The following is an 18062-nucleotide window of genomic DNA, read 5'->3' on the forward strand; positions in this document are numbered from 1 at the left end:
AAAGCACCATTAGTAGCGTACGCTATGGGCAGAAACTGTTCGGTGTAGCGTGGCCACAAGCCTTTAGCACCTCAAGTAGCGCTAATCGCTGTTCGCTGATACGCGACACGCTGATAGCTTACGGATTCCTGTTCCCTATTCCGAAGTTAAACAGTTGTGACGGTTAACCTTCTTCAAGGTCACCAATATCCCGCTTCAGAGGTCGCTTGTAGGTAAAGGTGAAGGTATCGCCACTCTCAATGACCTGGTGCATTTCGCTATACATGGGATAGTCACCCACTCCACTGACACTTGCCCAGCCCCGCGCCCTAGTTAATGCCACAAATAGCTGGTTACGTAAACTGACATCACTCTCGTTCCTGGCAACATTATCAACACCGACCACATACACCATATCGGCTTCATTACCCTTAGCACGGGGCACACGAGATATGGTTACGCCACCATCTTTCCAGAAGCGATCGCTATCAACATGAGGCCATTGAGGTTTTAGTTCATTCAACTCCAATGCTGTGGGAATATAAATATCAATGTCTTGCTCCATCAACACAACAGCGACATGATTTTCTAATTCAATTGCTTCGGAACTAGAGCCTAAAACTAGCACTAAGATTTCTTTACTGGCTTTAAGGTCATCATCAACCAGATTATGCATAATCTTATCGGCCAAAGCACTAATTTCTTCCTGACGAGAGCCATAGGTTTCAAAGTCTAATACTGGTGCGCTCCACAATTCAGGAACTGGATTGGGGGAGTTTTCTTTTGGACGATGGAGGGTAATTTGTTGACCGGGAATAAAGTTACCTTTGACTTCATAACCAATTTTTTCCCAATCTTCCTTTCTGGTAATTCCCGTTAGCATTCCCTCAGGACGTAGCAACCCCATTCCGAGGCCATGAGCAGCGGTGAGAATTGAGCCAGGAGTGCGGTAACAGCGCCGCATAACTTCAGATTTTTTAATACCACCGGGGTATTGTGGTCCTTGTGACAAAAGTCGGCTGAGATTTTCACCGAATAGTTCTTTTGTGGTAGGAATTTTTAAGGTGTCTAGGCTTTGAGCTTCGTCATAAGCCCAGATTAAGCGCCGTTGTTCTGGCTGTTGTGGGTCAACGGGTCGTAAGGCTTGATAAGCTAGCCAATAAATGGCTTGTTTGCCCTGGTACTTTAAGTGATCTTCAGTAACTAAGTCTTGTCCTTCATCAATTAAAATGGCATCAAAGCAGGGTTTAATGTTGATTTCTTCCGATAGCCGTTTACAAAGTTCTGCTAAACCCCGATTGGGCTGTCTTTCCCGAGTATCCCCAGCGGATTTGGGTCTAGCACCATTTAACTGGCAAATTGTGCTGTACAAACCAGGCTGATCCTTAGCACCCCAAGCATGAAGCACTCGCAGTTTCTGGTTAGTCTTGTGGTCATACTGGATATCACCATTGCTAAAACGACGCAGCCATCGATCTACTAACCCAATCATCAAGTCGTAGAGGGTGCGACTAAAAAACACTAACCCAATAGTCCAGTCTGGGTGCTTCAAGTGCATATGAGCGGCTTTTTGGCATAGCAGCACTGTTTTTCCTGACCCCGCAATTCCCCGCAGCCGCTGAAACCCAGGAGGGATTTCTTTTCCAATGTGTTCCTGCTGCCAATCTAATTCGTAGAGTTGTTGGGTGTAAGCGGCTACAACATTAGCGCGAGTTTTGCCTTCGGTAGAGACTAGGGTACGCGGAGGTTTACGGAAAATTGGTGCTCCGCTGATCACGGCTAAAAGTAACTTCCACTGCTGATCATCGATGTCTTCTCCTGGTATCACTGATTCAGTTTCTTGAATACACTCTAGGAAGCCAACTTTACCGAGTTGGTCCTGGAAGATAATGGGAGGACAGTCTGGCAGTTGGTCAAAACCGTGGTGTTGCCATTGTTCTTGAGTAATTAAAGGAAGAGCAATCATCGCCCTACCAGTAACTTTGCGCCAAATAGCAGGTTCGCGATCGCAAAAAGCGAGTATTGCTTTTAACTGATGTTCTGCTTGTTGGTAGGGATTTGGGTCAGCGCTGTAAGGGTTTTGGAGTTGCCACTGATCATCATCAATAGTAATAATTTCATCAATAGTGACAGATTGGATTTTAATTACTACTAGACCAAGGTCTTGATCAGTAATAAAAATATCAGGCTCCTTAGAGATTTCCCCTACTTTAGAAAAAATAGGATAGCGCCAGTAACCAATACAATTGCGTTCTGAAAATGCACTGCGAGTGGCATCCCACACTCTTTGTTTTCCTGTTTCTTCACTTTCTGTGATCGGTTCAGTGGTAATAAATTTGCGACCCTGATCTGTATCGATAACCGACATTTGGGATAATTTCCTATGGTAATATTTACTTTTTAATTCGGTGAGGGACAAAGTTATGGGTTTTAGGGAACAGGGAACAGGGAACAGGGAACAGGGAACAGGGAACAGGAACCGACCCCTACTCCCTGCTCCCAAGCTCCCTAAACACCAAGAAGAAGGTACTTCACCTAATTGAGAACTATTTAGAACTGCTATACTGCTTTATACAGTCCTAACCGTAGAGTTCCCAAATGGTCAGCTATTGAATACAGGGTGCAGAGAATTCCAATGAAACGAAAAATTAAGGGTTTAGCCAATCAGACAAGACGATGCAAATTTCCAGACCAAAAATAACTTATAAATTATGTTCTAGGGTTGTAGTAATTCGTGCTATGATACTACCAGTGGAATGTGGGTTATAATGTAAAGGGTTTGAGTAAAAACAGGTGCAGAGAACAACAATGAAGACAGCACTGATACTAGTAGATATTCAAAATGACTACTTTCCTGGTGGTTCTATGGAACTAGTGGGGATGAATTTAGCTAGTCAAAATTCTCAACATTTACTAGATCATTTTCGGTCAAACAAGTTGCCAACTTTTCATATACAGCACTTTTTTGAAGCTGATTCTAATGAACCCTTCTTTATCCGAGGTACTGAAGGAGTTGAAATCCATGAGATTGTTAAACCCCTTCCTGGTGAAACTGTAATCCCGAAAAATTATCCTAATAGCTTTCGGGAAACTACTTTGCTGGATCAACTCAAAGAAGCTGAGATTGAACAGCTAGTTATTTGCGGTGCCATGAGTCACATGTGTATTGATGCTACCACTCGCGCTGCTGCTGATTTGGGTTTTAAGTGTAAGGTAGTTCATGATGCCTGTGCTACTAGAGATCTGGTTTTTGGCAATCAGACTATTATCGCTCAAGACGTACATGGGGCATTTATGCATGCTTTGGGTGTTGCTTATGCTGATGTGATTAGCTTATCGGATTTTTCGTAGGGATTGAACTGAGATAACAACCAGTGCGATTCGTTATTCAAGACTGATAAGAGGTTGTCTGAGAAGTCTCATTTGCTACATCCAAGCCCCCGTTGGTCCCCCAATTTTGGGGGACTTCTACCAGCAAATTGATTCTTGTTCCCCCCAGAATTGGGGGGCTAGGGGGGCAAAATTCAGTATCAAAAAACTTTTCAGATATCCTCTAACAAGAAGATCAATTGTTTAATCACAAAACATCTTCTTGTTATCAAGCCCAATTACTTAACAAATTAAATCTTATCATTCATTGTTTGACTGATGACGTTAATCCTTAACCTGCCACCAGAATTGGAGCAATATCTCTTGCAGGAAGCCAAGCAGCAAGGGATATCCCTCGAAGCTATAACATTACAACTTTTGGCAAACTCTATTCTGGTAAGACAAAAGCAAGCTGAAGCGGTTAATCTGCTTCAGTCCTGGATTGATGATCAGGATATTGACGAACAGCAAGAAACAGGTCAGTACTTGATCGATGCATTGGATCAGGATCGACTTTCTGAGCGTCAGTTATTCCCAATTGAGATGAAGGGTGTAACTTGGTGAGGGGAGTGATAGTGTTGGATGCAGGACCGGTTGGTCTGATCACCAATCCCAAGCTGTCTGCTCAGAGTGTTGCTTGTGCTCAGGGTGGTGCGTTACGGGGCGGACTATCTCAACCCTGGCTACCGTAAAAATAAGGGCAAGTCCGCCCCTAACGCACCCTACGCACTCTCCCCAAACTCTTCCCCCGATTCCCGATTCCCGATTCCCGATTCCCGATTCCCAATTACCTATCCCCTATTTCCTCCGCACTCTCAACCAAATCAATAAACTCAGCTCGATAACCTTCTAAATCTACCCCTTCGGATTCCTTTGCTAATTGTAATGCTTGGTCAAAACTGGCTTTACCTTTGTAAGGAGAATCTCTTAAGACCATACCAAAACTGGCAACGGCAGCAGAAAACTTAAAGTTATCGGAAGCATCCTCTAGCTTTACAGCTTTATCAACCAAGGGATAGGTGAGGAGTTGAGAGGTGTTACCGTCAGGCTCTTTGTAACGTAACTTGACCTGCATTAATTCTTTGGAATTAGTGGTTGAAGCAGCATTGGATTGATATTTCAGAGGGTCAATATCTGGTAATTTGACATTAGTTTTCGCTCCCACAGGAATAATTTCATACAGTGCGGTGACAGTATGACCTGCTCCTAATTCTCCGGCATCTTTAGTATCATCATTAAAGTCTTCATCCTTCAGTCGCCGATTTTCATAACCAATCAAACGATAAGCTTGGACTTTGGCAGGATTAAACTCTACTTGAATCTTAACATCTTTGGCAATAGTGAGTAAAGTAGCTCCGATTTCGTTAACCAGGACTTTCTTAGCTTCTAACTCGTTATCAATATAAGCATAATTGCCATTTCCTTTATTAGCAATTTTCTCCATCTTGGAATCTTGTAAATTACCGCTACCAAATCCTAATACGGTCAGGAAAACTCCTTTGTTTCGCTTCTGTTCAATTAGTTTAACTAATTCGGTATCACTGGAAACTCCGACATTAAAGTCTCCGTCGGTTGCTAGAATAACTCGGTTATTTCCTGATTTAATAAAATTATCCTGGGCGAGTTTATAAGCCAGTTTAATTCCTGCTCCCCCAGCAGTAGACCCCCCGGCATTGAGATTCTCAATGGCTGTTAAGATTTTATCTTTCTCGTTGCCTGGAGTAGGGGGTAAAACCACCCCAGCAGCTCCAGCATAGACGACAATACTGACCTGGTCTTCTTCTCTTAATTCATTGACGAGCATCCGAAAGGCATCTTTGAGCAAGGGAAGCTTATTGGGAGTATTCATGGAACCGGAGACATCCAGCAAAAAGACTAGATTGCTGGGAGGCAAATCTTCAATCGCCATCTTTTCCCCCTGGATGCCAATGTGAACTAATTGGTGAGTGGGATTCCAAGGAGCTTGGGAAATTTCTGTGGTAATCGAAAAAGGGCGATCGCTTTCCGGTTCGGGATAGTCGTAGTTAAAGTAGTTAATTAATTCTTCGATACGGATGGCATTAGTAGGGGGGAGTTGACCGTTATTAAGGAAACGACGAAGATTGCTGTAGGAGGCGGTATCAACATCAATCGCAAAGGTAGACAGAGGATTATGCTTTACTCTCTTAAAGGCGTTCTCATCAATTGCACTATAGTTTTCTCTGTTGCTGGCTTCTGGGATAGCTTGCTCTGCTGTCAGTAACGGCTTGGGTTTGCTCGCAATTGAGCTACTAGGAACTGATTTAAAGCGTGCATTTGGGCTATGGGAGAGTCGCCTTGAGGCTCGGGGTGTCAAACCTCTGTTACGGAAATTCTGATTAACACTATCCGCCGACCTCCCGAGCGGGGCTGATTCCATAAGTTCTGATTGGCGCTGTCTTTGGTCACGTTCTACGTCTTTCGCTACAGGTAGACTAGAGCTTTCTTCTAATTGGACTGATGGCTGATTGTGGCAAGCTGTTGTTAGCTGTGCCAAGATAGCGACCATTCCGGAAAGGAGGAATAGTCTTAGTAATTTGTTCATTTGATTTGCCCTCTGTATTGCTTATTCCTAAGCTAATCGACAACAGAAGGCTGTTTGTTTGTGTTGCGGTTTCTGTAACAGTTAATGGGGAGTCGGGAGTCGGGCATCGGGAGTCGGGCATCGGGAATCGGGAGTCGGGAGTCGGGAGTCGGGAGTCGGGAATAGTGATTAATCCTAAGGTGGGCAGTGCCTAGCAATGCTATGGTCAGCAAATGAATCTGGATTAGGCTCTATATTAAATGGTATTTTGCCGGGTAAACGGATCTAATTTTGTTAATTCCTATCTATAATGTTTTTACCATCAAATAAACACTATATGTATAAAATATATTGTCAATGAGCGCCATAAGGCCAGGTTTATTGAAAAGTACCCGTGGTTGATTGACAAGATGGGTTTATCCTATGATACTTTTACAGATATAGGACTGGAAGCAAAGCTTAAGATATCTTCTGCTTCCTGATCCAAAGCTACCTGTCCCCTTTCAATAATAAAACTATGTCTTAAGCTGTACTTCTCTTCCTATAAAACTAGATAAACCATGGCTACTCGCCATAGTTTATACTGATGATGTAGTTAACCCTTTTTATAGAACTTTTCTTAATTAGGAGCTACACATCATTTTTTTTCTGTTCGCTATTTCCTATTTCCTTTTGTAGGTTCCGGTGATCCGCTTTTTTGGTGATCCGCTATTTCCTGTTGCCTAAAATCCAGGATTTTCTACCTCAAATCGGTAAGCTATCAGCTATCAGCTATCAGCTATCAGCTATCAGCTAATGCGCTACGGGAGGTGCTTTTGAATAAAACAGGTCAGCATTCGAATAATCCTGAGTGATGTCACAGGGTTGAAGCCTGTGCCACAAACATTAAGCCTGTGCCACAAAGCTATTCGCGTAGCGTGAGCTTTTAGCTCACGGCTGACGGCTAAATGCTGAATGCTTACTAAAATCGTTTAATACAACTGTTTACAACCACTATATAATCCCTAATTAAGGAAGTTGATGATGTCTACTAAACATTCTGCAGTCTGGGGATCTTCTTCCTTAGCCATTGCCATTTTTGCCCTATCGTCTTCACCAATTCTGACTCGCATAACAGAACATGATATGGGTCCTTATGGAACAATATTTAATCGGTTTTGGATTGCCAGCCTAGCGTTGGGCCTTGGCAAGGTTGTCAAACTACTTTGGGATAAGCAGAGCGGACGCTTATCTACTACTGATAACAAGGCTTATACTGTCCAGGATTTTTTCTCCTTATTTCTTGTTGCTAGCTTAGATTCAATTTGCCTAGTGACCTGGGCTTGGTCTTTGACAAAAACAAGTGTTGCTAATTCTAATCTTCTCCACAACACCACTCCTATCTTTGCAGCTGTCGGCGGATGGTTACTGTTAAGCCAATCCTTTAATCGTCGCTTCCTAATCGGCATGATACTGGCTCTAGCAGGAACGTTCTTAATTGGTTTTAACGATTTTCATATCGATCGAGATACATTGATAGGGGACAGCGTTGCATTACTATCTGCCCTTTTCTACGCGGGGACACTTTTGGTAACAGAGCATCTCCGAGTTAAATTTGACACAAGCACAATTTTACTATGGCTTTATACCTTGGGTGGCCTATTGTTGTTACCATTAACATTGCTATTTGAAGATAGACTATTTCCTGCTTCCTTTTCATCATGGTCTGCTGTTATTGGCCTAGGACTTTGTGGCTCTATAATTGGATTGGGTGCATTATTCTATAGTCTCAAACAATTTTCATCTAGCTTTGTCTCTCTCATCCTATTGCTGGAACCTATGATTGCAGCAGTCTTAGCCTGGCTAATTTTTGCGGAAAAATTGAGTTGGTTAAATGGCTTGACGTTTATAATTGTATTATCTGGGATTTATCTGGCTAAATCAGATGGAGAATTAGATAATATTGGCTCTACCGAAGCTACTTAAGATGTAAGCGATCAGCGATCAGCTATCAGCTAATGCGCTACGCCCACGCTACGCGAACAGCGATCAGTGGTGCGTTACGGGCCGGGCTATCTCAACCGATGTCAAGAGGGGGAAAATCAAGGGAAGCCCGTCCCTAACACACCCTACACCACTATTCCCGATTCCCGGTTCCCGATTCCCGATTCCCGATTCCCGATTCCCGATTCCCGATTTCCTGTTCCCTCTTCTGTGCTTCCAATTCGCTATTTGCCCGCTCCCGTGCTTTGATAGCCTCTCGGTAGTTTGGCTGGTAGCGCACTGCTTTGTCATAAGCAGCGATCGCTTTTTTATACTTGTTGCGTTTAACTAATGCATTGCCTAGGCTATACCAGGCTTGGCTGTAGTCAGGTTTATAGTTAACTGCTTGTTGGTAAGATGCGATCGCATCCTTATAGCGTTCCAATTTATAGAAGGTATTGCCTCGACTGTACCAAGCTTGGTAAGGCTTGGATTTTAGTTTAATGGCTTTGTAGTAAGCTTCCAGGGCATCTTCATATCGCTGGACTTGATGGAGTGTCCAACCGCGACTGTACCAGGCTTGATAGGACTTAGGCTGGAGTTTAACGGCTTGGTCAAAGGACCCTAAGGCTTCTTGGTATTTCCCCAATTGATTTAAGGTATTGCCCCAGCTATACCAAGCTTGGTAGAAGTTGGGCTGGAATTGAACCGCTTGCTGATAAGACTTGGCTGCATCTTTATACTTTCGCAAATTGCTCAAGTCATTACCCCGCTGATACCAGGCTTCAGCGGAATTAGGTTTGTAGTCTAAGGCTCGGTCGTAGGATTCTACTGCTGCTTTATATCGGCGCAAATTATGTAATGCCCAGCCCCGTCGATACCAAGCTTGGTAAGAATCTGGTTTGAGTTTCAGGGCTTTGTCAAAGGATGCGATCGCATCAAAATAATTCTTGGACTTAACCTGAACATTACCAAGACTGATCCAAGCATCCAAGTCATTGGGCTGGAGTTCCAGGGCGCTATTAAAAGCTTTAATTGCTGCGTCATAACGCTCCAACTGCTCCAAGGTTTTACCCCTACCCTTCCAAGCTGCACTATAATCCGGCTCAATTTGAATCGCTTGGTCGTAAGCATTTAGAGCTTCTTCATAGTACTTTAGTGCAAACAAGGTCTTACCCTGACCTTGCCAAGCTGGAGCATATTCCCCTCGGATTTCCACAGCTCGATTATAAGCGTCTAGAGCCTGTTCATAGCGCTTCAATTCTAAAAAGGTTTCGCCCTGGTTATACCAATCCGTAGCATTAGCTCCCCTGAATGTATGCACCATAAAAACCGTTGCTGCAAACCCCAATCCAATCACCCCGGTGTACAGTAACACTTGGTACGGTTTTAGTCTGAATCGTCGGGGTTTCGGGAGCAGCGGTTGTATAGATGAGGCAATTCCCAACATTAAAGTAGCGCCAGTTTTAGTAGTGTTAGGATTGGTGTTATTATTGCTATTTTTATTAGTAATTACAGTAGTTAGTGCTTGTAATGCTGAGGTAGCTGATTGGTAACGCTCTCGGAAATCATAGCACAGCATTTTATCTAAAGTATCGGCTAATTCAGCACTTACTGATATCTGGTTATGCCAGCTAATTTCCGCTGTATTAGGGTCAAGGGGCAATTGGTGAGGACGTAAACCGGTTAAACCAACAATCCCGATCATCCCGACAGCATAGATATCACTGCTTAATTTCGGGTAACCATTGGCTTGTTCACTGGGTCGATAGCCAGGAGTACCAATGGCAACGGTAAAGCCAGTGTTCCCCCCTTCTAGGATTTGGGTACTAACTTGTTTAACAGCACCGAAGTCAATCAGTACTAATTTGCCATCTGATTTACGCCGAAGGATGTTTTGAGGATTAATATCTCGGTGAATAATACGCCGTTGATGGACAAATTCTAAAACTTTCAGGATTTCCTGCAACAGGGAAATAATCTGATCTTCATTCACCTGTTGTCCCGGTACAAGTTCCTGGCTGAGGTCTTCCCCTTCAATCAATTCCTGGACGAGATAGAATTCTTGATTTTCTTCAAAATACGCAAAAAGCTGGGGAATTTGGTCATGACTTCCCAACTGGTGTAGGATTTGGGCTTCTGTCTCAAACAGTCGCCTAGCCGTCTGCAATGTCAAGGGATCCGTGGCTACTGGCTTGAGCTGCTTAACCACACACTGATTCTCACCAGGCAAGTGTTGGTCTTCAGCTACGAAAGTCTGACCAAATCCACCTTGTCCCAGTTGACGAATAATTTTATAGCGTCCACCGATCGTTTGTCCAAGACCCAAGTTCATGCAACTTCTACTGCTCCGGGAAAACCTCACCACCTGTTAAAGGAGGTAGATCACTAGGTATAGCGCTATGCGCAAGGCAAAAGGCAAAAGGCAAAAGGCAACAGTTAACTACAAGAGCTTTTCACTTTGTACCAATGTCTTAACCTTAATGCGTACTGCTATATAGTGCTACCAATCATAGTATACAAAAGCCTTCAATAGTGATCGGAACATTATCCCTGGGAGAGGGAAGTAGTGCGTAGGGTGCGTTAGGGGCGGGCTTGCCATGATGTTCAACCCCTAGAGCCAGTTTTGGGACAGCCGCACCGTAACGCACCACCAAGTAGAATGGGCGAATGTAAAATATTAAAATTGCCGAATATCCTAGAGCGAAATTTTTAGCACAGAAAAATAATTAATTGAGCAATAGATAAACTATAGAAATTCTCTATGCCATCAGGTACAAATGGATCCCCCTAAATCCCCCGAGCGAGCAATCCCTCGCTCGGGGGACTTTGAGCTTGAGAAGCGTACCTCATAAATCCTAGAAACGCTATAATTACCAAAATAGGAGGAATAAAAAATGAAAGCAAAGACAATTAAGTGGGATGATATTCGCTCGCAAGTTCTAGCAAATCCAGAGGTAAAAGCCGAGTATGAAGCTCTAGAATTTGAGTTTAATATTGCTAGTCAGGTTATTGCCCAGTCAGAAGTCAGAAGTCAGAAGTCAGAAGTCATAACTTCCAATTCTAAATTCTAAATTCTAAATTCTAAATTCTCAGGCTCCATCTCGGCAAAATGTTCCATCAACATCCGGTGGATAAAGATGTAGCCTCCTCCTACTTTTTGTAAGAAGATGCGATCGGCGGCATAGTCCAGAAAGCGGGCATAGTTCCAAGGGATGTATTTGTTGAAGTAGAGGGCAAGGCGGAGGCTGAAGTGGTGGATGCAGGCTTGACCACCATTCTTCAGCCCAACCATCAGCCCGATTATCAGCCCGATTATCAGCCCTTCGATCAGCCCGACCTTCAGCCCGACCATCAGCCCTCTTATCAGCCCTGTCCCCAGCCCTCCTATCAGCCCGACGATCAGCCCTCCTATCAGCCAAAACATCAGCCCTCCCATCAGACATACAGTTATAGCATTACGAGCTGATTTCCAAATTCCTTGATTTGGACTTGTTTTTATTTCAATTTCTGAACTCTCCAGCCCTTCGATCAGCCCTCCCATCAGCCCTCCCATCAGCACTACCGTCAGCCCTGCCATCAGCCCTGCCATCAGCCCTCCTTTCAGCCCGAAGTTCAGCCAAAACATCAGTCCTACCATCGACCCGACAATCAGCCCGACAATCAGTCCGACAATCCGCCCTCCCATCAGCCGGTTAATCTCCCAGTTAATCAAGATTTTTTTCCAATTAATATCAAGTCTTTCAACTGTTTTGATTTCTTCCGTTGCCTTTTTATCAAGCCCGAGCATCAGCCCTGCCATCAGCCAGACTATCAGCCAGACTATCAGCCCTGCCATCAGCCCTGCCATCAGCCCTACCATCAGCCCTGCCATCAGCCCGAACATCAACCTATAAATTCGTTTTTGCTTTCTATTTACTAACCAAGATGGCTGCATTTTTTCAATTAAAAATATCGTTTGTGATTCCTCAACCATCCTCTGAGCCAGCCAAATTAGCCAGTACTTTACTTGCGCATTCTCATATCGTTGATTAGTTTTACGACGCTTAAACATTTTCTTGATATATGCATCAAAAAGCTGCTTACGCCGTTCCTCCACTACGTCAGTTCTAGGCAAATCCTCAACTGCTACTCCCTGATAAGCTAGGGTCATAATATTGAGCATCAAGGGCGACTGGGCTAATTCTTGTAATACTTTATCCTTTGCAATTAATGTCCTCAAACCTATTAAATCAGCACCGACACTATCCAAGTAATGGCCAACTTGTTTTGAAGTCAGCAATCTTATACAAACTGCTTGCTGAAAATTCAAACGGTTGGATAGGGCTTCATAGTCTTTAATCCGACTACAGACTACCAGCTCGACACCAGAATTCTGCTTAAATTCGTTTAACTGGGTGATACAATCGTCTCGATAGTCTGACTTTACTTCATCCAAACCGTCAAGCAATGGTAGTAGTTGCTGTTGCGTTACTAAAGCTTCTCCAATTTTCTTGGTAACATCATACTTACTATTTAGTTCATCTACTAACCAATCGGCTATCGTCTGCCGTTTCTTTGCCCAAGACGAGAGGTTAAAGACTACGGGAATTAGCTGATTAGTGTCTTGTTCAGCACGAGCGATTAAATTCCGGGCAAGTTCAAGTAGTGTTGTAGTTTTTCCTGACCCTGGTTCTCCTAAAATTAGTAAGGTTGCTCCTGTCCCAATTTTGTCAAAAAAATCAATTACTTTAGTCCCTTCGCGGAGGGGTTGAGGTGAGTCGTCACCGATTTCGTGAATTTCGCTCCAAGGATTAGTAATGGCATCTGGTCTCTCCTCTAATCCCAATTCAATCATTACCTGGTGATAGAGGGATTTTTCCAGAACGCCTTTGACCCAAAAGTTTTTGACTTTAGTGAGTAATGCCTGACGGTTGCGGTATTCTTGACGAGTTAATTGGGTTCCTGGCGGATTGACAACAACATTATAATTATTGATCTTAGCGCCAATTTGATCAGCATTGACTGTATCAGCACGAACAAAACCACCCTCACACTGGGAATTCCTTAGGTCATTGTTAGAGACTTTTTTTTGCTCTTCAGACATGGGTATCTACCAATACTGCCGGTTACTCAGCTTCCGCCTCAATCCAACCTTTAACCATTTCAATGGGAATACCAATCGGGGCAAACAACACCTTCAGGGCTTCGATTCCGCCTTCTTTTAGGGCATTACTTAGCCTGGCCTTGAATGTTGGGTTTTGCTTAATTTCTTGTTGCAGAGTTACAGCTAAAGCACTCTGTTTTTCGATTGCCGTTGCATTGGGATAACTCTGGTCTAGTTGCTGCAAAAGCTTTTGAATTTCTGCTGCTGCATTTGCTAGGTTTTGTTTTTGCTCTGGAGCATAATTATTGATCTCGGCACCTATCTGATTTGCATAAACATTATTAGCATTTACTAATCCACCAGAAATTTTGATTTGTTTAAGGTCATTTGGAGTAGATTTATTAGAGTCTTCTGACATGATATCTCCTGGATAATGAATGGTTTCAGTATAAAAGCTAGGAGGATGTAATGACTATATTGTTGTAATTAAATAAAATTAATAGGCAAATTACTGGTAAAATTTACGTCGTGAAAGGATGTACTTTACTACCTTTTTATATTGCTTACTGGACGTACCAGTCTTGTTGATAGTTTAATTTATAATTATAGCACCTCCCATCACCAATATCTGGTAGAAGAAGAGGATGCGTTTGCGTAGCGTGGCCCAAAGGCCAATCGCAAAACTCCAGCAACTGTGATCCCTGCTTCACTTCAGGTGCTAGAGCAGCGAATCCAGATTACTTAACAAAAATGTACATATCATGTTTTCCCCATAAGTTGATTTAGGGTGGGCAGTGCAGCAGTATTAAACTAAAAACTGCAATAGAATCGAATCGGCGGCATTGATCAAAAAAGGAAAACCAAGATATGAAAGCCATAGGCTATAATCAGCCTGGACCAATCACTGCACCAGAAGCGCTGATCGAATTTGAAACCGAAACACCGGAATTAGAGCCACACGACCTGTTGGTGGAGGTTCGGGGAATTTCGGTCAATCCTGTGGACGTGAAAGTGCGCGCCAAGATGGCACCGGAAAAGGGCACCAAGGTCATTGGGTATGATGCCGCAGGTGTTGTTCGACAAGTTGGCAGCGATGTCAGTAAATTTAAAGTTGGTGATGAAGTCTTTTATGCCGGTGATATCACTCGACCGGGCACCAACTCCGAGCTCCATGCCGTTGATGAGCGGATTGTTGGGAAAAAGCCGAAATCCCTGGGCTTTGCGGAAGCAGCTGGTTTTCCACTCACCTCCATTACTGCCTGGGAAATCCTGTTCGACTGCCTCGGGGTCAAAGAAGGAGAAGGCAAGGGCGAGAGTATACTGATTATCGGTGGTGCGGGAGGTGTTGGATCAATCCTGATTCAACTTGCCAAGAAACTCACCGGGTTGACCGCGATCGCCACTGCATCTCGTCCGGAAACCATCGAGTGGGTTCAAAAGATGGGTGCCGACCATGTGATCAATCACCGCCAGTCCCTTGTTGATCAAATCAAGGAATTGGGACTCGAACCCCGCTACGTTGCTTCCCTTTCAGGATCAGACGGACATTTTCCTGGCATCATCGAGCTGATTAAGCCTCGCGGTCATATCGCAATAATTGATGACCCTCAGTCCCTAGACATCTCATTGATCAAAACCAAAGCCCTAAGCTTCAGCTGGGAGTTCATGTTTACTCGCTCGATGTATGAAGCTTCCACCGCCTGAACGAGGCGGTGGTGTCTTATGCTAATTTGGAGTTATCCCTAACCCACAACTCACACAAGGAAGCCCAGCTTCTAGGCGGTCGTCCAGATCTTTTGCTGGAACGACCCTCACCGTCATTTCTGCGAGTGAGTTTAATTACGCCTCTAGCACCGATGTTGTAAGCTCCGTTTAAGTCGGCATTAAATCGCTTACCTGAAGGAAAGGTTGTTAGGGCATAATTCCTTGAATTACGTTTAACCGTACCAGATCCATCATAGGCCAGCTTTGAAGTGTAAGCCGCCACGACTTCCACGACTTTACCCCCCAATTCAGTCCATTTCATTTCCGTAAAATCACGAATTTTTGCTTTGAGCCAACCGTGGAATCTTTGCCTTAGGTTAGACCGCTTTCGTCCACCCTTCGGCTTCCATCCTTTAAGATTCTCAAATACGATCGCTTCCGAGTTGAATTTCTCAGCAATCTCGACAATTCGCTTAGAAACTATGTGGCTGATTTGGTTGTTGATTCTTTGGCATTTTTTATAGGTTTTAGAACAGAAAGCCTTGTGAAGTTTCCCGCCTTTTCCCATAGTTTTAGATGCTCGTACAGATACGGACTTTAGTCGTTTGTCCCTACGGTCTATGTCTCTTCCTGGGTGAATAAATTCACGGTGGATTACAGTGCCGGTCTGGGTTACGACTGCTATTGTTGCGGTAGTGTTGATACCTAAATCTACCGCAGTAACGTTAGCTTCTGGTTTGCGCTTTTCTGGCTTGCAATTGAACGGAACAGACAGATGACAGTACCTATCATTGAAGATCAACGCAGGAGACATCATTTTGTTAGTCGCACAGGCGTGGCGTTCTCTTAAACCGGTAATCTGAACTTTAGTCCAGATCCAGTTCTTGCCATTAAAAACTTTAATTTCTACTTGGTTAAAACCATGTAATTTATAGCATTGACCTTTATACAAAGAGGGATAACAACCAGTGTCTGCGTTTAGTTTTGGAGGTTTGGCATCTTTCCTTTTTCTCGAACCTGATTGCCATTCCTGGTAACGGGTCACAAAGCTACTAACTTGACCAGCAGAGAATGCGATCGCCGATCTACGGTAGTAGCTGGGGAATTTGTAAAAAGCTTGATTGAACTGAGGGTATTTTATACTGGGGCGTTTAGCCGTCTGATGCATTAACTTCTCGACAGCAGGAGTCAAGTGATCTGCCGTTAAGGTACCTAATTCCCCCCAGTGGGTATAGATGATTCCAACCAAATATCTGCAAGCACGACGATAGACTTTAACCGTTTCCCTAAACAGTAAACGTTGTTCTGCGGTCGGGTTAAGCCTCCATTTGTCAGTGCGAATGATCTTGGTTGGTGTCTTCACGTCCTCACCTAAACTGCTAACATGTCACTATCTTAACCTATAGTGTTTTAACATGTCAACTACCATGCGTTCTTTCGCACATACAGTTTCGCTAATAAAGATTCATATAGTGTTTGTGACAAAGTACCGCCACCCAGTGATCACTGGGGATATAGAAGAGGATATCAAAGACTTAGTCAAAAGCATTTGCGACAAAAATGACTGCATCCTTGAAGATGCCAAGGCAGACCTGGGGACAAACGACCATATTCATCTTTTAATCGACTTAGCTCCCAAGGTATCAATTTCTAAACTCTGTAATACCCTCAAGACAGTAACCAGTAGAGAAATTAGAAAAAGGTACGCAAAAGAATTGGCTCCCTATTACTGGAGGCCAGTTTTCTGGAAAAGAGGTTTTAGTGCTGTATCCTGTGGAGGTGCTCCTCTTACTGTACTGAAGCAATATATAGAAAACCAGGGTTATGACGACTGACCAGCTTGCTCCTTGACGTAGGGCTTGCTGAATAAGTCGTAATTTTCGGGTTTGAATAGGTGGTAGGTGTTAGGTGGTAGGTGGTAGGTGGTAGGTGAGGTTAATGGTTTTAGAGAATTTTCATCTTTGAGGTGCTTATTAATTGTACCGATGGGCTCAAAAACCTTGCACTTATTTGGTCGAAAATTGCTTGAAACCGTTGTCTGGCATGGCTTCCACACTTATACAGCCAGCCCTAACTAAGACAGCATAGCCAACTGTGGTAAGTTATGGCCATCAAATTTTCGGCGTTGCGTCAGTCAAGGAATGAATGGGAGTAGAGTGGGCATCCTGCCCGCACCAAAAGATCCCCGAACAGGCAAGATGAATGGGAGTAGAGTGGGCATCCTGCCCGCACCAAAAGATCCCCGAACAGGCAAGATGCCTATTCTACCTCACTGACTTAAAATTATTGCATTATTAACCAATGCCAGATTTTCAATTTTTAACGAAAACCAAGGAAACAAAAACATGGCTAAATTGACTCTTGTTGCTCATATCACAGCTAAAGATGACCAAATTGATCTGGTAAAGACTGAGCTTAAAAAGTTGATCGACATCACTCGTGCTGAAGAGGGCTGCTTGCAATACGATTTGCATCAAAACAATGAAAATCCAGCTCACTTTATGTTTTTTGAAAATTGGGAATCCCGTGAGCTGTGGCAGAAGCATATGGGTGCCCAGCACCTGAAAGATTACATGGCTGCAACTGATGGCGCGGTTGAGGAATTCAGTTTCAATGAAATGACGCAAATAGGCTAGGGAATATAGAATATAGAATTTAGAATGTAGAATTTAGAATTTAGAATGTAGAATGTAGAATGTAGAATGTAGAATTTAGAATGGTGAATTAAGAATTTAGAATGGTGAATTAAGAATTTAGAATGTATATAAGCAGGTGCACAAAATTAATTACACATTTTTAAAAACTCAAAGCCTTACACTGTAAGGGTTACAGAGATTGGTAGTAGCAAATTAATTTTGTTTAGGTGCTTAAATCAAAATTTATACCTTTTGCCTTGTCTTCATCAAGGTTGATGAGATGCAAGAGGTCTAATTTTTAATTCACTATTATACATTCTACATTCACCATTCTAAATTCTAAATTCTAAATTCTACATTCTACATTCTAACAGACAACACCCCTTTACCGAAAAACCCTAGAGCAAAGTCGATTCAACAACTCCTTAGGAATTGCCTCGAAATTCTCCAAAACAAAATCCATTAAAGCCAGATGGTATAAGGAATCGGCATTAGGAGTTTTATAGCGAGCACCTTGGGCCAGCCAGCTATTTACGGCGTAAGTTGAGCGGCAGCAGATGTTACCCATGTCTTCTTGATTGACTTGCCACTTGCGGTAAAACGCCTGGGGAGTCATGGACAGTCGGTAGTTGCTGTATAGGTAGATCAAGATTTCCTCTCGCTCAGTGATGGCACGAGGCATTGAATCTGGGCGTGTGGATGGGCTCTCAGCAATTTGGGCAAGCCGGTCTAGGGCTCGCTGACAGTGAACCAGATGATCTACTGACCGTTTTTTTGGCATCAT

The 18062-nt window shown here is 43.5% G+C and carries 16 protein-coding genes; 8 read left to right on the plus strand and 8 right to left on the minus strand.

All coding sequences use genetic code 11. The features are described 5' to 3' along the window. Positions 1-163: 163 nt before the first annotated feature. Positions 164-2347, minus strand: coding sequence for a DEAD/DEAH box helicase (locus tag LYNGBM3L_RS24905; RefSeq protein ID WP_008188088.1), 2184 nt, complete (start codon positions 2345-2347; stop codon positions 164-166). A gap of 440 nt (positions 2348-2787) precedes the next feature. Here LYNGBM3L_RS24905 and LYNGBM3L_RS24910 point away from each other — a divergent pair, with 440 nt between their 5' ends. From LYNGBM3L_RS24910 to LYNGBM3L_RS41690, 3 genes are all read left to right on the plus strand, one after another. Then, positions 2788-3330 (plus strand): cysteine hydrolase family protein, encoded by a 543-nt coding sequence (locus LYNGBM3L_RS24910; RefSeq protein ID WP_008188089.1) that lies wholly within the window; start codon positions 2788-2790, stop codon positions 3328-3330. A gap of 297 nt (positions 3331-3627) precedes the next feature. After that, positions 3628-3912: a hypothetical protein gene (locus LYNGBM3L_RS24915; protein WP_008188090.1), complete on the plus strand. Its 285-nt coding sequence runs from the start codon at positions 3628-3630 to the stop codon at positions 3910-3912. A gap of 84 nt (positions 3913-3996) precedes the next feature. Further along, positions 3997-4179 carry a hypothetical protein gene (locus LYNGBM3L_RS41690; protein ID WP_143764233.1) on the plus strand — a complete coding sequence of 61 codons (183 nt, stop codon included), beginning with the start codon at positions 3997-3999 and terminating at the stop codon, positions 4177-4179. On the opposite strand, the gene LYNGBM3L_RS24920 is transcribed toward LYNGBM3L_RS41690, so the two are convergent. Continuing rightward, positions 4136-5911, minus strand: a complete 1776-nt coding sequence (locus tag LYNGBM3L_RS24920; protein ID WP_048815322.1) for a vWA domain-containing protein — start codon at positions 5909-5911, stop codon at positions 4136-4138. The genes LYNGBM3L_RS41690 and LYNGBM3L_RS24920 overlap by 44 nt on opposite strands. Positions 5912-5943: 32 nt before the next feature. Beyond that, positions 5944-6123, minus strand: a complete 180-nt coding sequence (locus LYNGBM3L_RS44280) for a hypothetical protein (RefSeq protein WP_154659911.1) — start codon at positions 6121-6123, stop codon at positions 5944-5946. 787 nt (positions 6124-6910) lie between these two features. On the opposite strand from LYNGBM3L_RS44280, the gene LYNGBM3L_RS24925 reads away from it, so the two are divergent. Beyond that, a complete protein-coding gene (locus LYNGBM3L_RS24925) occupies positions 6911-7855 on the plus strand; it encodes a DMT family transporter (protein ID WP_202799252.1) in 945 nt (314 codons plus the stop codon). Positions 7856-8006: 151 nt separating this feature from the next. Here the strand turns inward: LYNGBM3L_RS24925 and LYNGBM3L_RS24930 are convergent, their stop codons facing one another. Continuing rightward, on the minus strand, positions 8007-10187 hold the full coding sequence (locus LYNGBM3L_RS24930; protein WP_008188094.1) for a serine/threonine-protein kinase: 2181 nt from the start codon (positions 10185-10187) through the stop codon (positions 8007-8009). A 562-nt stretch (positions 10188-10749) separates the two neighbouring features. On the opposite strand from LYNGBM3L_RS24930, the gene LYNGBM3L_RS46090 reads away from it, so the two are divergent. Next, positions 10750-10926 carry a hypothetical protein gene (locus tag LYNGBM3L_RS46090; protein ID WP_008188095.1) on the plus strand — a complete coding sequence of 59 codons (177 nt, stop codon included), beginning with the start codon at positions 10750-10752 and terminating at the stop codon, positions 10924-10926. On the opposite strand, the gene LYNGBM3L_RS44285 is transcribed toward LYNGBM3L_RS46090, so the two are convergent. Both LYNGBM3L_RS44285 and LYNGBM3L_RS24940 read right to left on the minus strand, forming a co-directional pair. Then, entirely contained in the window at positions 10923-12938 is a 2016-nt protein-coding gene (locus LYNGBM3L_RS44285) for an NACHT domain-containing protein (protein WP_008188096.1), read from the minus strand. The genes LYNGBM3L_RS46090 and LYNGBM3L_RS44285 overlap by 4 nt on opposite strands. Positions 12939-12960: 22 nt before the next feature. Further along, positions 12961-13356, minus strand: coding sequence for a hypothetical protein (locus tag LYNGBM3L_RS24940; RefSeq protein ID WP_008188097.1), 396 nt, complete (start codon positions 13354-13356; stop codon positions 12961-12963). 449 nt (positions 13357-13805) lie between these two features. On the opposite strand from LYNGBM3L_RS24940, the gene LYNGBM3L_RS24945 reads away from it, so the two are divergent. Next, complete coding sequence (locus tag LYNGBM3L_RS24945) at positions 13806-14642, plus strand: zinc-binding alcohol dehydrogenase family protein (protein WP_008188098.1); 837 nt, start codon at positions 13806-13808, stop codon at positions 14640-14642. 16 nt (positions 14643-14658) lie between these two features. Here LYNGBM3L_RS24945 and LYNGBM3L_RS24950 read toward each other — a convergent pair whose 3' ends face one another. Next, positions 14659-16005 (minus strand): IS200/IS605 family accessory protein TnpB-related protein, encoded by a 1347-nt coding sequence (locus LYNGBM3L_RS24950; protein ID WP_008188099.1) that lies wholly within the window; start codon positions 16003-16005, stop codon positions 14659-14661. A gap of 52 nt (positions 16006-16057) precedes the next feature. On the opposite strand from LYNGBM3L_RS24950, the gene tnpA reads away from it, so the two are divergent. Next, positions 16058-16477: an IS200/IS605 family transposase gene (tnpA, locus tag LYNGBM3L_RS24955; protein WP_044494675.1), complete on the plus strand. Its 420-nt coding sequence runs from the start codon at positions 16058-16060 to the stop codon at positions 16475-16477. 510 nt (positions 16478-16987) lie between these two features. Further along, positions 16988-17278 carry a putative quinol monooxygenase gene (locus LYNGBM3L_RS24960; RefSeq protein ID WP_008188101.1) on the plus strand — a complete coding sequence of 97 codons (291 nt, stop codon included), beginning with the start codon at positions 16988-16990 and terminating at the stop codon, positions 17276-17278. Between the two features lie 385 nt (positions 17279-17663). Here the strand turns inward: LYNGBM3L_RS24960 and LYNGBM3L_RS24965 are convergent, their stop codons facing one another. After that, positions 17664-18062 carry a hypothetical protein gene (locus LYNGBM3L_RS24965; protein ID WP_229414684.1) on the minus strand — a complete coding sequence of 133 codons (399 nt, stop codon included), beginning with the start codon at positions 18060-18062 and terminating at the stop codon, positions 17664-17666.

Source organism: Moorena producens 3L (assembly GCF_000211815.1).
GTDB classification, from domain to species: domain Bacteria; phylum Cyanobacteriota; class Cyanobacteriia; order Cyanobacteriales; family Coleofasciculaceae; genus Moorena; species Moorena producens.

Excerpts from the sequence above, each read along its gene's own strand:
- LYNGBM3L_RS24905 (WP_008188088.1), bottom strand. The coding sequence starts at position 2,347 with ATGTCGGTTATCGATACAGATCAGGGTCGCAAATTTATTACCACTGAA.
- LYNGBM3L_RS24910 (WP_008188089.1), top strand. The coding sequence starts at position 2,788 with ATGAAGACAGCACTGATACTAGTAGATATTCAAAATGACTACTTTCCT.
- LYNGBM3L_RS24915 (WP_008188090.1), top strand. The coding sequence starts at position 3,628 with ATGACGTTAATCCTTAACCTGCCACCAGAATTGGAGCAATATCTCTTG.
- LYNGBM3L_RS24920 (WP_048815322.1), bottom strand. The coding sequence starts at position 5,911 with ATGAACAAATTACTAAGACTATTCCTCCTTTCCGGAATGGTCGCTATC.
- LYNGBM3L_RS24925 (WP_202799252.1), top strand. The coding sequence starts at position 6,911 with ATGATGTCTACTAAACATTCTGCAGTCTGGGGATCTTCTTCCTTAGCC.
- LYNGBM3L_RS24930 (WP_008188094.1), bottom strand. The coding sequence starts at position 10,187 with ATGAACTTGGGTCTTGGACAAACGATCGGTGGACGCTATAAAATTATT.
- LYNGBM3L_RS46090 (WP_008188095.1), top strand. The coding sequence starts at position 10,750 with ATGAAAGCAAAGACAATTAAGTGGGATGATATTCGCTCGCAAGTTCTA.
- LYNGBM3L_RS44285 (WP_008188096.1), bottom strand. The coding sequence starts at position 12,938 with ATGTCTGAAGAGCAAAAAAAAGTCTCTAACAATGACCTAAGGAATTCC.
- LYNGBM3L_RS24940 (WP_008188097.1), bottom strand. The coding sequence starts at position 13,356 with ATGTCAGAAGACTCTAATAAATCTACTCCAAATGACCTTAAACAAATC.
- LYNGBM3L_RS24945 (WP_008188098.1), top strand. The coding sequence starts at position 13,806 with ATGAAAGCCATAGGCTATAATCAGCCTGGACCAATCACTGCACCAGAA.
- tnpA (WP_044494675.1), top strand. The coding sequence starts at position 16,058 with ATGTCAACTACCATGCGTTCTTTCGCACATACAGTTTCGCTAATAAAG.
- LYNGBM3L_RS24960 (WP_008188101.1), top strand. The coding sequence starts at position 16,988 with ATGGCTAAATTGACTCTTGTTGCTCATATCACAGCTAAAGATGACCAA.
- LYNGBM3L_RS24965 (WP_229414684.1), bottom strand. The coding sequence starts at position 18,062 with ATGATGCCAAAAAAACGGTCAGTAGATCATCTGGTTCACTGTCAGCGA.